This is a genomic window from Pseudorhodoplanes sp., assembly GCA_032027085.1.
Taxonomy (GTDB): domain Bacteria; phylum Pseudomonadota; class Alphaproteobacteria; order Rhizobiales; family Xanthobacteraceae; genus Pseudorhodoplanes.
In genome coordinates this window covers 4766404-4779721 of sequence record JAVSMS010000001.1, presented here as the reverse complement: position 1 = coordinate 4779721, position 13318 = coordinate 4766404, and the positions used below count along the sequence as shown (strand labels likewise).

General features: G+C 60.9%; 16 protein-coding genes and 1 other RNA gene. 11 read left to right on the top strand and 6 right to left on the bottom strand.

Translation table 11 applies throughout. The annotated features are described in order from the left end of the window. The 5 genes from RO009_23505 to ssrA all read right to left on the bottom strand — a co-directional run bounded on the left by RO009_23505 (position 1) and on the right by ssrA (position 3066). The gene (locus tag RO009_23505) at positions 1 to 282 is read right to left on the bottom strand and encodes a ribbon-helix-helix domain-containing protein (GenBank protein ID MDT3687997.1); all 282 of its coding nucleotides are present in this window, start codon (positions 280 to 282) and stop codon (positions 1 to 3) included. Next, on the bottom strand, positions 218 to 466 hold the full coding sequence (locus RO009_23500; protein ID MDT3687996.1) for a DUF4169 family protein: 249 nt from the start codon (positions 464 to 466) through the stop codon (positions 218 to 220). The genes RO009_23505 and RO009_23500 overlap by 65 nt, the downstream gene beginning before the upstream one ends. A gap of 169 nt (positions 467 to 635) precedes the next feature. Next, positions 636 to 2024: a class II fumarate hydratase gene (gene fumC, locus RO009_23495; protein ID MDT3687995.1), complete on the bottom strand. Its 1389-nt coding sequence runs from the start codon at positions 2022 to 2024 to the stop codon at positions 636 to 638. Between the two features lie 30 nt (positions 2025 to 2054). Beyond that, positions 2055 to 2624 carry an SspB family protein gene (locus RO009_23490; GenBank protein ID MDT3687994.1) on the bottom strand — a complete coding sequence of 190 codons (570 nt, stop codon included), beginning with the start codon at positions 2622 to 2624 and terminating at the stop codon, positions 2055 to 2057. Between the two features lie 86 nt (positions 2625 to 2710). Further along, positions 2711 to 3066: a transfer-messenger RNA gene (gene ssrA / locus RO009_23485) on the bottom strand. Between the two features lie 362 nt (positions 3067 to 3428). Here ssrA and RO009_23480 point away from each other — a divergent pair. From RO009_23480 to RO009_23430, 11 genes are all read left to right on the top strand, one after another. After that, complete coding sequence (locus tag RO009_23480; GenBank protein ID MDT3687993.1) at positions 3429 to 3905, top strand: tripartite tricarboxylate transporter TctB family protein; 477 nt, start codon at positions 3429 to 3431, stop codon at positions 3903 to 3905. Between the two features lie 6 nt (positions 3906 to 3911). Continuing rightward, the gene (locus tag RO009_23475; GenBank protein MDT3687992.1) at positions 3912 to 5414 is read left to right on the top strand and encodes a tripartite tricarboxylate transporter permease; all 1503 of its coding nucleotides are present in this window, start codon (positions 3912 to 3914) and stop codon (positions 5412 to 5414) included. Between the two features lie 184 nt (positions 5415 to 5598). Further along, positions 5599 to 6555 (top strand): tripartite tricarboxylate transporter substrate binding protein BugD, encoded by a 957-nt coding sequence (locus tag RO009_23470; protein MDT3687991.1) that lies wholly within the window; start codon positions 5599 to 5601, stop codon positions 6553 to 6555. Further along, the gene (locus RO009_23465; protein MDT3687990.1) at positions 6516 to 6686 is read left to right on the top strand and encodes a hypothetical protein; all 171 of its coding nucleotides are present in this window, start codon (positions 6516 to 6518) and stop codon (positions 6684 to 6686) included. Before RO009_23470 ends, RO009_23465 begins: the two co-directional genes overlap by 40 nt. 13 nt (positions 6687 to 6699) lie before the next feature. Then, a complete protein-coding gene (locus RO009_23460; protein MDT3687989.1) occupies positions 6700 to 7494 on the top strand; it encodes a thymidylate synthase in 795 nt (264 codons plus the stop codon). After that, on the top strand, positions 7494 to 8036 hold the full coding sequence (locus tag RO009_23455; protein MDT3687988.1) for a dihydrofolate reductase: 543 nt from the start codon (positions 7494 to 7496) through the stop codon (positions 8034 to 8036). The genes RO009_23460 and RO009_23455 overlap by 1 nt, the downstream gene beginning before the upstream one ends. A 93-nt stretch (positions 8037 to 8129) precedes the next feature. Continuing rightward, the gene (gene hflK / locus RO009_23450) at positions 8130 to 9272 is read left to right on the top strand and encodes an FtsH protease activity modulator HflK (protein ID MDT3687987.1); all 1143 of its coding nucleotides are present in this window, start codon (positions 8130 to 8132) and stop codon (positions 9270 to 9272) included. Further along, entirely contained in the window at positions 9269 to 10189 is a 921-nt protein-coding gene (gene hflC, locus RO009_23445) for a protease modulator HflC (protein ID MDT3687986.1), read from the top strand. Before hflK ends, hflC begins: the two co-directional genes overlap by 4 nt. Before the next feature lie 37 nt (positions 10190 to 10226). Then, a complete protein-coding gene (locus RO009_23440) occupies positions 10227 to 10412 on the top strand; it encodes a DUF2065 domain-containing protein (GenBank protein MDT3687985.1) in 186 nt (61 codons plus the stop codon). Between the two features lie 235 nt (positions 10413 to 10647). Next, positions 10648 to 12102 carry a Do family serine endopeptidase gene (locus RO009_23435; GenBank protein MDT3687984.1) on the top strand — a complete coding sequence of 485 codons (1455 nt, stop codon included), beginning with the start codon at positions 10648 to 10650 and terminating at the stop codon, positions 12100 to 12102. A 16-nt stretch (positions 12103 to 12118) separates the two neighbouring features. Beyond that, positions 12119 to 12400 (top strand): DUF4031 domain-containing protein, encoded by a 282-nt coding sequence (locus RO009_23430; protein ID MDT3687983.1) that lies wholly within the window; start codon positions 12119 to 12121, stop codon positions 12398 to 12400. Positions 12401 to 12418: 18 nt separating this feature from the next. Here the strand turns inward: RO009_23430 and serB are convergent, their stop codons facing one another. Continuing rightward, positions 12419 to 13318 carry a phosphoserine phosphatase SerB gene (gene serB / locus RO009_23425; protein ID MDT3687982.1) on the bottom strand — a complete coding sequence of 300 codons (900 nt, stop codon included), beginning with the start codon at positions 13316 to 13318 and terminating at the stop codon, positions 12419 to 12421.

The following is a 13318-nucleotide window of genomic DNA, read 5'->3' as shown; positions in this document are numbered from 1 at the left end:
TCAGTCCGCGCGTAGCCCCGCGACCGCCGCGTGTGGCATATCGCGGTGATTGCCACTGTCATTGTCGCGTTGCCCGCGATAATGATCCAGCACGAACAGCCTGATCGCAGATGACAGATTGCCGTGCTTGCGCTGCGAGTCGATGCTGGCGACGAGGTCGGAGAGGGTCTGTTCGTTCTGGTCGGCGATTTCTTTCAACCCCCTCCAGAAAGCATCCTCAAGACTCACGCTCGTCTTGTGGCCTGCGATCACGATGGACCGCTTCACGACCGGTGATTTCATTGGCCTCTCCGCTTTCTAGCCGGTGCCGGTCGAAATCGCGGGCTGCCTTGTCGTTGCGCGCTTTGTCCGCCGCACGCTCCTCCTTCGATCGGCCGTGAGTGAACCGGTTTTCCGCAGCCTGCTTCTCTCGCAGTTGCTTGGCGGCTCGCTTACGCACTCCTCGAAGATTGACAACGTCGCCCATTGTTATCGACCGGTTTGCACCGGTTATGAACGGACCCCCTGGGGCCCCTTCCAACAAGCACATACGGGCTGTTGATTGCGCCAACAGCGTGGCGTTGAAAAGGCGGAATTGCGCAGCGCACAATTATGCGGTTTTTTTTAACCTAAGCGGAAATGCTGCATTTAAACTATTAGTGGGGACGGATCATTTTTTCCGGACGCACAAGGCGGTCGAACTCTTTTTCCGACACAAATCCGCCACGAATGGCTTCTTCCCGCAGCGTGGTACCGCGCTGGTGCGCTAATTTTGCGACTTTGGCGGCGTTGTCGTACCCGATTTTGGGAGCAAGCGCAGTCACCAGCATAAGGGACCGCTCCATCAATTCCTTAATGCGTTTTTCGTCCGCCCTGATCCCGACAACGCAATTGTCGGTAAAAGAGCGGCTGGCGTCGGCCAAAAGGCGAATCGATTGCAGCATGCAATAGGCCAAGACGGGCTTATAGACATTCAGCTCGAAATGCCCCTGGCTGGCCGCCATGGTCACGGTCGTGTGGTTGCCGAACACCTGGCAGCACACCATGGTCAACGCCTCCGCCTGCGTCGGGTTGACCTTGCCGGGCATGATCGAGGAGCCCGGCTCGTTTTCCGGGAGGATCAGTTCTCCAAGACCTGACCGCGGACCTGAGCCGAGCAGGCGGATATCATTTGCGATCTTGAACAGTCCGGCCGCCAGCGCATTCAGCGCGCCGTGCACGAAGACGTAGGCGTCATGTGCCGCCAGCGCCTCGAATTTGTTTGGCGCAGAGACGAATGGCAGCTTCGTGATATCGGCTACACGCTGCGCGAACATCTTTGCGAATTGCGGTTTGGCGTTCAGGCCCGTGCCAACCGCGGTGCCGCCTTGCGCCAGCGGATAAAGATCCTTCATCGCCATCTTGACCCGCGCGATGCCGGATTTCACCTGCGCGGCATAGCCGGAAAATTCCTGTCCCAGAGTGAGCGGCGTCGCATCCTGTGTGTGTGTGCGCCCAATCTTCACGATCCTGGCGAATTCCTTTTCCTTCTTCACCAGCGCCGCATGCAGGTGTTCGAGCGCCGGCAGCAGACGCTGCGTGATCTCCTGCGCCGCGGCGATATGCATCGCGGTCGGGAACGAGTCGTTCGACGACTGGCTCATGTTGACGTGATCGTTCGGATGCACCGGATTTTTCGATCCGGGCTCGCCGCCGAGCATCTGGATCGCGCGGTTTGAAATCACCTCATTGACGTTCATGTTGCTTTGCGTGCCGGAGCCCGTCTGCCAGACCACCAGGGGAAAATGATCGTCGAGCTTACCGTCGATCACCTCCTGCGCGGCCTGCACGATGGCGCGCCCGCGTTTGCTGTCCAGCGTGCCGAGCTTCACGTTGGTCTCTGCGGCGGCGCGTTTGACAATTGCCAGTGCCCGCACCAGCGCAGTGGGCATGCGCTCATCGCCGATGCGGAAATTGTTGCGTGAGCGTTCCGTCTGGGCCCCCCAGTGGCGGTCACCGGCAACTTCTATCGGGCCGAAACTGTCGCTTTCCGTCCGCGTCTTCATCGGCGCCGCGTCCACGTGTTGATTGTCGGGCTATTTTTTCCGGAAGCGATCGAGCCGCACGACTTCGCCCTTCGGTTTGCTGGCGGCTTCCGCGCTTTGGGTCTCATCGATGGGAGCGTCGGCCGGCGACTTGCTCTCCTGGTCCGGCCGCTTGGCGCCGTTGGATGTCACCTGGGGAAGGGGGGCGGTTGCGGGCGTTTCGCTTTTGTCGCCGTCAACGTCCGCTGTGGCGTCCGCGCCGGGTTCGATGGTCTCGAATTGCAGGCCGAACTGCACGGACGGATCGAAAAAACCCTTGATTGCAGCAAAGGGCACGACCAGGCGCTCCGGAACGCCGCCGAACGACAAGCCGACCTCGAAGCCTTCGTCGGTGACACTCAAATCCCAGAACTGATGCTGCAAGATGATCGTGATCTCTTCCGGATATTGCTCGCGCAGCCGCGAGGAGATGCGAACGCCCTCGGCGCCGGTATCGAAGGAAATATAGAAGTGATGGTCCCCGGGCAGGCCGTTCCTGGCGGCATCGGCCAGGACATGACGGACAACCCCGCGCAGGGCCTCCTGGGCCAGCAGGTCATAGCGGATGTGATCGACGGCCATTTTGCCCTTCGGTTCGGAAGATTCGCATCACAGATGCTAACGCCCCGGCCGTCAAACGTCAGCTTCGATAAAAAGTCGGAAGACAAAGTGGGGGCTTCTGTTGCCAGGTGCCCCCGAACCCCGCCTGACGGAGCTTAACCCGCCAGGGCTTTAGATCGGTCTATCAAACTGCCTTACGCAGCCTGAGCAACCGGAGCATAGTTGTCGTTGGCAACTATACGAATGGCCCGATAACGGCGGAACCATGCCGGGCAAAAGCACGCCTTTTACGCCCTCGTCGATCCTATTTCGCCCCCGCCGGAACTCAGCCGCGCTGGGCTCTGGTGGAGGCGCCGGGTACTGCCCCCGGGTCCGAAAGGTTTATTGCGACGGCCATTTATCGCCATAGCCGGCTTGCGCCGGCAGTCTCAATATAAGCAGGGATGGTTGAGGAAAAAAGACCATCCTGGGCGGCTACGAGCCCGCGCCTGCGCGCGAGCTTGCGCCGGAGTTCACATTCCGAAACAGGGCGGGCGCCGTTTGCTCCGTCCGACTGAACATTTAACGTTCGCTGTTTGGACATTGGGGATCATATGCGCGCGAATCGCAAGCCGCGCGCGATCAGTCGCCATGCATTGCCCGTGACAATATAAATGCCAGCGGCGCTCGCATGGCGCGCATAAGCAGAGACACATTTGTCATGCTTCAGAGGCGCGCGGAGCCTGCCCGATTACCTTGCACGCCTTGATAAAAGTTGCTTCCGGTCCCCAAAGTCGATCTGCTAGAAAAACGCTAAACTGTCATAAAGTCCAGAGGGGTGGGAGGATGGCCGACGGGCAACACGCGGGCACACGCAAGCTGATCCGTAATCCCCAAGATTTCTACGGCGGCCTTGTGCTGATGGTCTTTGCATTGTTCGCGCTGTGGGCGGGCAGCGATCTTCCGGGCATGCGCGGATTTGCATTCGGACCTGGCACTGCGCCGCGACTGTTTGCCGGATTGCTGCTCATCGTCGGCGGTGCGATCGCAGTCACGGCCGTGCTGACTGACGGGCCGCCCTTGGAGAAATATGGCTTTCGTGGTCCGGTCCTGTTCATCGCATCGGTGTTGTTCTTCGCGGCCGCCATCAGGCCGGTCGGGCTGGTGATCACCGCTTTTCTCACGATCATGATCGCAGCCGGCGCCAGCAATGAAGTCCGCTGGCTTCAGAGCCTGATCTGGGCCGTCATCCTCACGATCTTCTGCGTGTTTCTCTTTATCTATGGACTGAAGTTGCCGTTGCAGCTCTGGCCGAGGTTTTGATCTGTCATGCTTGATCTTCTCAGCAATATCGCGTTCGGCCTGAGCGTCGCAGTCACGCCCACCAACCTCATGCTGTGTTTGGTCGGCGCGCTGGTCGGCACCCTGATCGGCGTGTTGCCGGGCATCGGCCCGGTCGCGACCATCGCCATGCTGTTGCCGATCACCTACGGACTGCCGCCGGTCGGCGCCCTCATTATGCTCGCCGGCATTTATTACGGTGCAATGTATGGCGGCTCCACCACGGCCATTCTGGTCAATATTCCGGGTGAATCAGCAGCCGTGGTGACGACGCTGGACGGCTTCCAGATGGCAAAGCAGGGCCGAGCCGGCCCTGCGCTGGCGATTGCGGCGCTCGGTTCATTCTTCGCCGGTTGCGTTGCCACGGTTGTGATCGCCGCGCTGGCTGCGCCGCTGACCAACGTCGCGCTGTTGTTCGGACCGGCGGAATATTTCTCGCTGATGGTGCTTGGTCTCATCTTCGCCGTCGTACTGGCGAAGGGGTCGGTCCTGAAGGCGATTTCCATGATCCTGTTCGGCCTCGTGCTCTCGATGGTCGGCTCGGATCTGGAAACCGGTGCCGGCCGCATGAACTTCAACATTCCGGAACTGGCCGACGGCATCAACTTCGCCGTCGTCGCCATGGGCGTCTTCGGCTTTGCCGAAGTCCTGCGCAATCTTGAACAAACGCACAATCGTGCGATCGTTGAGAGCAAGATCACCGGTCTGATGCCGACGCGCGCCGATCTAAAGGCGGCGGCGCCGGCTATCGGGCGCGGAACGCTGCTCGGCTCTTGTGTCGGTATTCTGCCGGGCGGCGGATCCATCATCGCCGCCTTTGCTTCCTATACGTTCGAGAAAAAGATCTCCAAGGATCCGAGCCGGTTCGGTCGCGGCGCTATCGAGGGCGTTGCCGGGCCCGAGTCGGCCAACAATGCGGCGTCGCAAACCTCGTTCATTCCTCTGCTGACCCTCGGCATTCCGCCGAACGCCGTGATGGCGCTGATGGTGGGCGCCATGACCATTCACGGCATCGTGCCGGGCCCGCAGGTCATGACCAAACAACCGGACCTGTTCTGGGGCATGATCGCCTCGATGTGGCTCGGCAATCTGATGCTGGTGGTCATCAATCTTCCGTTGGTCGGCCTGTGGGTTCGGCTGTTGCGCGTGCCGTATCGTCACCTCTATCCGATGATCCTCGTGTTCTGCTGCATCGGCGTCTATTCGGTGAACAACGCGCCGGCCGACGTCTACATGACTGCCGCCTTTGCCATGGTCGGCTATTGGCTGGTGAAGCACGATTTCGAGCCGGCCCCCATGCTGCTCGGCTTTGTGCTCGGACCATTGATGGAAGAGAACCTGCGTCGCGCCATGCTGATCGGGCGTGGCGATCCGACGGTATTCCTGACCCGTCCGATCTCCGGCGCGCTGCTTGCGGTCGCCACGATTCTTCTCCTTCTTTCCGTGATGCCGGCGATACGGAAGAAGCGCGACGAGGTTTTCGTCGAGTAAGGAACTTACCGTATCTCGTTTGATTCAGCCTAAGAGCTAATAAGTCGAAACACGCACAAGGCTGGCGGATTTCGCCGGCCTTCGCTATTTGCGTTGCCGTTTAACGCCGCATTCCGTGGCGTTATTGGGTTCCGTCACCCCTTGGGAGATGACTATGCGTCTTGTGTCTCGGCTGGCCGGACTTATGGCTGGTGCCCTGATTCTTTCGAATGCTGTTCCGGCCGCCGCCCAGGCCGACTATCCTGCACGCCCAATCACGCTGATCGTTCCCTTTGCTGCCGGCGGCCCGACCGACATTGTCTCGCGCATCGTTGGCGACCACATGTCCAAGACGCTTGGCCAGCAATTGGTGATCGAAAACGTCGTCGGCGCCGGCGGGACAACCGCATCGACCCGTGCCATGCGGGCGACCAACGATGGTTACACCATCATCATGGGGCATATGGGTACGCACGCGGCCTCAGTCGCGCTCTATCCCAAGCTCGCCTATCACCCCTCGAAGGATTTCGAGCCGATCGGGCTCGCAGCCGGCACGCCGGTGCTGATCGTCGCCAGGAAGGACTTTCCTGCGAAGGACCTGAAGGAATTCGTCGCTTACGTTAAGGCGAATACCGACAAGATGAACATGGCGCATGCCGGCGTTGGCTCGGTGTCGTTCACAACATGCCTGCTGCTGAATTCGATCATGAAGGTGAAACCGACGGCGATCCCGTTCCAGGGCACTGGTCCGGCGCTGAATGCGCTGGTCGCCGGACAGGTCGATTACATGTGCGATCAGATCGTCAATCTTGTCCCGCAGATCAAGGCCGGGAATATCAAGGCCTATTCCATAGGAACGCCTGAGCGCAATCCGGCTCTCCCGGATGTTCCGACCACGAAGGAAGCGGGAATGCCGGAATTTCAAGCTGTTGCCTGGAATGCATTGTTCGCGCCCAAAGGCACTCCGAAGCCAGTACTGGACAAGCTCAGTGCTGCGCTCGACAAGGCCCTGGATGACCAAGGTGTCCGCAAGCGGCTGCTTGACCTCGGCAGTGATATTCCCGGCAAGGATCGCCGCGGTCAGGAGGCGCTGGCGAAGCTTGTGAGCAGCGAAATCGACAGATGGTCGCCGATCATCAAGGCGTCCGGCATTTCGCAGTAAGCGGGATCAACAAGAAAGAACTTGTTGAAGGGCGGCTGAAAGGCCGCCCTTTTGCTGCAATCAGCCTGAAAAAGTCGCTGTTTGTTCCAATCCTGACCCGGCATTATATGCTGAACAGCCGAATCGAGTGAGCGAGGCGCCGCCATGCGGCAATATCTGGAACTGATGGAGCAAGTGCTTGCCGACGGCACGGAAAAGCGCGACCGCACCGGAACAGGAACGTTGTCGGTATTCGGGCATCAGATGCGTTTCGATCTCGCCATTGGCTTTCCGCTGGTCACGACCAAGAAGCTGCATCTGAAATCCATAATTCATGAACTGCTCTGGTTCCTGAATGGCGACACCAATATCAAATATCTGAATGAGAACGGCGTCCGTATCTGGGACGAATGGGCGGACGAGAACGGCGATCTTGGCCCGGTTTACGGCCGGCAATGGCGTTCATGGGCGGCGCCTGACGGCGGCGCGATCGATCAGATGGCGAACGTGGTCGCCGCCATCAAGCGCAATCCGGATTCGCGCCGGCTGATTGTCAGCGCCTGGAATCCGGCCGATGTCGATCGCATGGCGCTGCCGCCGTGCCACTGCCTGTTCCAGTTCTATGTCGCCCGAGGTCGTCTGTCCTGTCAGCTCTATCAGCGGTCGGCCGACATCTTTCTGGGCGTGCCGTTCAACATCGCGTCCTATGCGCTTCTCACGATGATGATGGCGCAGGTGACGGATTTGAAGCCCGGCGAATTCATCCATACTTTCGGCGATGCGCATCTTTACCTCAATCACGTCGAGCAGGCGCATCTGCAATTGTCGCGCGCGCCGCGCGCACTGCCGACGATGAGGATCAATCCGGATGTGAAAGACCTGTTCGCCTTCCGCTACGAAGATTTCGCGCTGGAAGGATACGACCCGCATCCGCACATCAAGGCCGAGGTTGCGGTGTGATCCAGAACGCTGGGGCGGCGTCACGGCCCGTCGACATCATCCTCGTCGTGGCGGTCGCCGAAAACGGGGTCATCGGGCGCAACAATACATTGCCCTGGCGGATCAGATCCGACCTGAAATATTTCCGCTCCGTCACCGTCGGCAGGCCGGTTGTCATGGGGCGCAAGACCTTTGAGTCGATCGGCCGGCCATTGCCGCAACGAACCAACATAGTCGTGACCCGGGACCAGGGCTATACAGCGCCGGGCGTTGTGGTTGCCGCCGATGTCGCCAAAGCGCTGGAAACTGCCCGCGGAGACGCGTTGCGCCGGAACGCGGACTCGATCGCCATCATCGGCGGGACCGAAATCTTCCGGCAGACGCTGCCTTTCGCTAACCGTTTGCTGGTCACGGAGGTGCATGCAAAACCCGAGGGTGATACTTATCTGCCTGAAATCGATCCGACGTTGTGGCGCGAAATCGAGCGCCGCCCGCAGCCAAAGGGTCCCGACGACGATTATGGCTTTAGTTTCGTGACCTATGAGCGCTCGGGCGCGTCATGAACGCGCGTTGTAAGGGAGCGTCCGCTCCCCTATAACCCCGGGCCGGAACAGGGCTGCCGGCCGAAAACCGGTACTGCTCAAGGAGATGTGTCGATGCCGTGGAGCAATCAGGGCGGGCCTTGGGGTTCGGGTCCCAAGGGGCCGTGGGGGTCCGGTCCTCAGTCGTCGGGAGGCTCTACGCCGCCCGATCTCGAAGATCTTCTGCGCCGGAGCCAGGACAAGCTGAAGAATGTCTTTCCCGGCGGGAATCTCGGCGGCCGCGGAATTTTGCTGCTGGCGTTGCTCGGCCTTCTGGTTTGGGGCATTTCCGGCTTTTTCATCGTTCAACCCGGAGAACAGGGCGTCGTCCTCCGCTTTGGCAAATATGTTCGCGATGTTCCGGCCGGATGGGGCTATCATCTGCCGTATCCGATCGAGACCGTTCTGAAGCCCAATATCGAGCGCATCAGCGCGATCACCGTCGGCATGCGCACTGTCGATGACGCTCGCCGCGGGACCGCTTCGCGCGACGTGCCGGAAGAGAGCCTGATGCTGACCGGCGACGAGAACATCGTCGACGTCGACTTCACCGCGTTCTGGAAAATCAAGCCGGGGCCGGGCGAAGCGGGCAAGTTCCTTTTCAATATCCAGAATCCGGAAGGCACGGTGAAGGCGGTTGCGGAAAGCGCGATGCGCGAGGTGATCGGCCGTTCCAACATTCAGTCAGTTCTCACGGTGAATCGTCAGAACATTGAAAATGCGGTCCACGAACTCATGCAGAAGACGCTCGATGAATATCGAGCGGGCATTCTGATTACCCAGGTGCAGATGCAGAAAGTCGACCCGCCTGCGCAGGTGATCGACGCATTCCGCGACGTGCAGGCGGCCCGTGCCGACCTCGAACGCGCGCAGAATGAAGCGCAGACCTATGCCAACCGCGTCGTCCCGGAGGCGCGCGGGCGTGTTGCGCAGATTCTGCAGGCTGCCGAGGCCTATCGCGAGCAGACGGTGGCGGAAGCGACCGGTCAGACTGCGCGCTTCCTGAAAGTCTATGAGGAATATGCCAAGGCGCCGCAGGTCACGCGTCAGCGCATGTATCTCGAAACCATGGAGCGGCTGTTTGGCGGCACCGACAAGATCATCCTGGATGCCGGCGTCGGCAATGGCGGTGTCGTGCCTTATCTTCCGCTTAACGAATTAACGCGCCCGCAGGCCGCTCCGCAGCAGCCGCAGCGCCGCACGGGAGTCGCCCAATGAGGCTCGGAATTGCCGGAGGGGTCGTCCTCGTTATCATCGCCGTCGCCGCGATCGTCGGCTACAGCGCAATGTTCTCTGTCTATGAGACGCGCCAGGCACTGGTTCTGCGCTTTGGTGAGCCGCGTGCGGTGATCAAGGAGGCCGGGCTGCATTTCAAGATGCCCTTCATCGACAATGTGATCTTCGTCGACAAGCGCATTCTCGATCTTGAAAATCCGGCGCAGGAAGTCATTGCTTCGGACCAGAAGCGCCTCGTCGTGGACGCCTTTGCGCGCTATCAGATCACCGATCCGCTGCGCTTCTATCAGGCGATCGGAACCGTTCAGGGCGCCAACGCCCAGCTTTCGCAATTGCTGAATTCGGCGCTCCGCCGCGTGCTCGGCGAATCCTCGTTCCAGGCGCTGGTGCGCGATGATCGCAGCGCCCTCATGGGCCGGATTCGCGAGCAGCTCGATCGCGAGGCGGAGCGTTACGGCATCAACGTGGTGGATGTCCGTATCCGACGCGCCGATCTCCCCGAGCAGAACAGTCAGGCGGTGTATCAGCGCATGCAGACCGAACGCCAGCGGGAAGCCGCCGAGTTCCGCGCGCAGGGCAACCAGCGCGCCCAGGAAATCCGATCGCGCGCTGATCGCGACGTCACGGTGCTGATCGCGGAAGCAACATCCCAGTCTGAGCAGATCCGCGGCGAGGGGGATGCCGAGCGTAACCGCATCTTTGCCCAGGCGTTCGGCCGCGACGCCGACTTCTTTTCCTTCTACAGGTCGATGCAAGCCTATGAAGCGGGCCTGCGCAGCAACGATACCCGTATGGTGCTGAAGCCGGATTCGGATTTCTTCCGCTATTTCACGGACCCGAGTGGAAAACCGCGTGACGGCGCGGCTGCTGCGCCGGCACAGTCCGGCCAGCCACGCTGAGCCTTCGGAACGGGGGCGGGTGCGCACGGATTTGCGGATGTCCGATTTCTTCGTCGCACTCGGCCTCGTCTTCGTTCTGGAAGGATTGCTGTTCGCCGCCTTCCCGGAATGGACCAAGCGCGCCATGACGAGCGTGCTGGAGGCCCCGGACGGGGCGCTGCGAATCGTCGGCATCGGCTCGGCTGTGATCGGCATGCTGCTGATCTGGGCGATCCGGGGCTAAAGCACACGGCTTTGTGAACCGGCCGAAAATTCCGAATCCGGGCCGCTTTTCCGCCCCAATCCGTTCTCTAATTGGCGCGCTTGCCCGCACCCTTGCACCGTCCCCGCGAGGGGGGCAGTGTGCCGTAAAGCCGCCGCTCTGGAAGAGCGCCCTTGGAGATCTGAAGACCATGTCCGCAGTCGTTGTTCGATCTGTCGAAGCGTTTCGTCGCCCCGTACTGGCCGTTGCGGCTGTGATGGCGCTGACGCTGGCCACGCCGGCCGCCGCGCGCGGTCCGGAGGGCATCGCCGATGTCGCGGAAACGGTTATCGACGCGGTGGTGAATATTTCCACCTCGCAGAAGGTCGAAGCACGCCCGAATGCCGGTCAGAACGGCCAGCGCGGCGAGAACCGGACGCCGCAGGTGCCGCCAGGATCGCCATTCGAGGAATTCTTCGAGGAGTTTTTCAAGAACCGGCGCGGTCCGGGCGGGCAGGGCGAGAACCAGAATCCCGGTCCGCGTCGCGTGAATTCGCTGGGCTCCGGCTTTGTCATTGATGCCGCCGGCCTTGTCGTCACCAACAATCACGTCGTTGCCGAGGCCGATGAAGTCACCGTTGTATTCAATGACGGGTCCCGCCTGAAGGCGGAGATTGTCGGCCGCGATCAAAAGACCGATCTGGCGCTGCTGCGGGTGAAGCCGGAGAAGCCGTTGACCGCCGTGAAGTTCGGCGATTCCGACAAGCTGCGTCTTGGCGAATGGGTGGTCGCCATCGGCAATCCGTTCAGCCTCGGCGGCTCGGTTTCGGCCGGCATCGTTTCGGCGCGCAATCGCGATATCAATTCCGGCCCCTATGACAACTACATCCAGACTGACGCCGCCATCAATCGCGGCAATTCGGGTGGTCCTCTGTTCAATTTGCAGGGCGAAGTCATCGGCGTGAACACCGCGATCATCTCTCCCTCCGGTGGATCGATCGGCATTGGCTTTGCGGTTCCCTCAAAAACCGTTGTCGGCGTTATCGATCAGTTGCGCGAATTTGGTGAAACCCGGCGCGGCTGGCTCGGTGTTCGCATCCAGGAAGTGACCGACGACATCGCCGAGACGCTGGGCCTGAAACCGGCGCGCGGCGCTTTGATTGCCGGCGTTGACGACCGCGGTCCGGCGAAGCCCGCCGGCATCGAACCTGGCGACGTCGTCGTGAAGTTCGACGGCAAGGACGTGAAAGCGATGCGCGATCTGCCGCGTATCGTCGCGGACACGGCCGTCGGCAAGGAAGTCGAAGTCGTCATTGTCCGCAAGGGCAAGGAACACCGGAAGACCGTGAAGCTTGGCCGCCTCGAGGACGGCGAGAAACCGCAGCCGGCCTCGGCACGCTCAACCACGCCGCAGGACAAGGAAAAGTCCGTCGTCAAGAAGGCGCTCGGTCTCGACCTCGCCAATATCTCCGACGAGCTGCGCAAGCGGCACAAGATCAAGAATAATATCAAAGGCGTTGTGATCACCGCGATCGATCCCTCCTCGCCCGCCGCCGAGAAGCGGCTGTCGGTCGGCGACGTGATTGTGGAAGTGGCTCAGGAAGCGGTCGCCAATGCCGACGATTTCCAGAAGAAGATCGACAAGCTGAAAAAGGACGGACGCAAATCAGCGCTGCTTCTGGTCGCGAATGCGACGGGCGAGTTGCGCTTCGTCGCGCTCAGCTTGCAGTAAACTTCCAGCGACACGCATGGCGGTCTATATCGACGATGCGATATGGCCGTGTCATGGGTTGCGATGGTGCCATCTGCTCGCCGACGACATCGGTGAACTCCATAGGTTTGCGGCTGCGCTCGGCATCAAGCGGACGTCCTATCAGGGCCCGCCAAAGACCGACCTGCCTCACTATGATCTGACCGCCTATGAGCGCCGGCTTGCGATCGGGCGCGGCGCTGTCATCTGCGACCGCCATGACATGGTGACTGTCTTGCGCCGCATTCGTCCGCCACGCAAAGCCCCCGTCCGTGTCTGAAGGGCTGATCGCCCCCTTTTATGGAGTGACGAATTCGCTCCGCTTGTAACCCTGCAGGTAAAGCAGGGCGGTCAGGTCGCCATGATCAATCCGTCCATGCGCGGCGGCGGCGACAGCGGGCTTGGCGTGATAGGCGATCCCGAGACCGGCGCGCTCGATCATGGCAAGATCGTTGGCCCCGTCGCCGATCGCGAGCGTTTCCTCCAGCGGCACCTGCAGATAGCGCGCGAGTTCGAGCAGCGTGTCGAGCTTGGCCTCGCGGCCAAGGATCGGCTCATCGACCTCGCCGGTCATCTTGCCGTCCTTGATCAGCAAGGTGTTGGCATGATTCTCATCGAACCCGATCATGCAGGCAATCCGCTGCGTGAATAACGAAAAGCCGCCGGATACGAGACACGTATGCGCGCCGTTCCGCTTCATAGTCTCGACCAGGGTTTGGGCGCCAGGGTTCAGGGTGATGCGGTTTTCGATCACCTCATTGACCACGGTTTCCGGCAGGCCTTTGAGCAGCGCGACCCGCTCGCGCAAGGCGGGTTCAAAGGCGATTTCGCCCCGCATGGCGCGCTCTGTGATCGCCGATACATGCGCCTTGAGCCCGACGAGATCGGCGAGTTCGTCAATGCATTCCTGGCCGATCATGGTGGAATCCATGTCAGCCACGAACAGCTTCTTGCGCCGGCGAATTGCAGGCTGCACCACGACATCGATTTTCGCACCAGAGAGCGCGGAGCGAATGCCGTCGGCGAGTTGACGTTGGTCTGCGCCGGCTTCCGGGGTAAAGGGGATGTCGGCGGCGATACCATGGTCCAGCCAGAGCGCGGCCGCAGCGCCTGGGAGGGCGGTGTGCGCCCGCGCCAGGATGTCATCGCGGAGTATGGATGTTGCCGGATTGGCGATCAGGGTCGCAACGTGAGTCAT

Excerpts from the sequence above, each read along its gene's own strand:
- RO009_23505 (MDT3687997.1), bottom strand. The coding sequence starts at position 282 with ATGAAATCACCGGTCGTGAAGCGGTCCATCGTGATCGCAGGCCACAAG.
- RO009_23500 (MDT3687996.1), bottom strand. The coding sequence starts at position 466 with ATGGGCGACGTTGTCAATCTTCGAGGAGTGCGTAAGCGAGCCGCCAAG.
- fumC (MDT3687995.1), bottom strand. The coding sequence starts at position 2,024 with ATGAAGACGCGGACGGAAAGCGACAGTTTCGGCCCGATAGAAGTTGCC.
- RO009_23490 (MDT3687994.1), bottom strand. The coding sequence starts at position 2,624 with ATGGCCGTCGATCACATCCGCTATGACCTGCTGGCCCAGGAGGCCCTG.
- RO009_23480 (MDT3687993.1), top strand. The coding sequence starts at position 3,429 with ATGGCCGACGGGCAACACGCGGGCACACGCAAGCTGATCCGTAATCCC.
- RO009_23475 (MDT3687992.1), top strand. The coding sequence starts at position 3,912 with ATGCTTGATCTTCTCAGCAATATCGCGTTCGGCCTGAGCGTCGCAGTC.
- RO009_23470 (MDT3687991.1), top strand. The coding sequence starts at position 5,599 with ATGGCTGGTGCCCTGATTCTTTCGAATGCTGTTCCGGCCGCCGCCCAG.
- RO009_23465 (MDT3687990.1), top strand. The coding sequence starts at position 6,516 with ATGGTCGCCGATCATCAAGGCGTCCGGCATTTCGCAGTAAGCGGGATC.
- RO009_23460 (MDT3687989.1), top strand. The coding sequence starts at position 6,700 with ATGCGGCAATATCTGGAACTGATGGAGCAAGTGCTTGCCGACGGCACG.
- hflK (MDT3687987.1), top strand. The coding sequence starts at position 8,130 with ATGCCGTGGAGCAATCAGGGCGGGCCTTGGGGTTCGGGTCCCAAGGGG.
- hflC (MDT3687986.1), top strand. The coding sequence starts at position 9,269 with ATGAGGCTCGGAATTGCCGGAGGGGTCGTCCTCGTTATCATCGCCGTC.
- RO009_23440 (MDT3687985.1), top strand. The coding sequence starts at position 10,227 with ATGTCCGATTTCTTCGTCGCACTCGGCCTCGTCTTCGTTCTGGAAGGA.
- RO009_23435 (MDT3687984.1), top strand. The coding sequence starts at position 10,648 with ATGGCGCTGACGCTGGCCACGCCGGCCGCCGCGCGCGGTCCGGAGGGC.
- RO009_23430 (MDT3687983.1), top strand. The coding sequence starts at position 12,119 with ATGGCGGTCTATATCGACGATGCGATATGGCCGTGTCATGGGTTGCGA.
- serB (MDT3687982.1), bottom strand. The coding sequence starts at position 13,318 with ATGACTCACGTTGCGACCCTGATCGCCAATCCGGCAACATCCATACTC.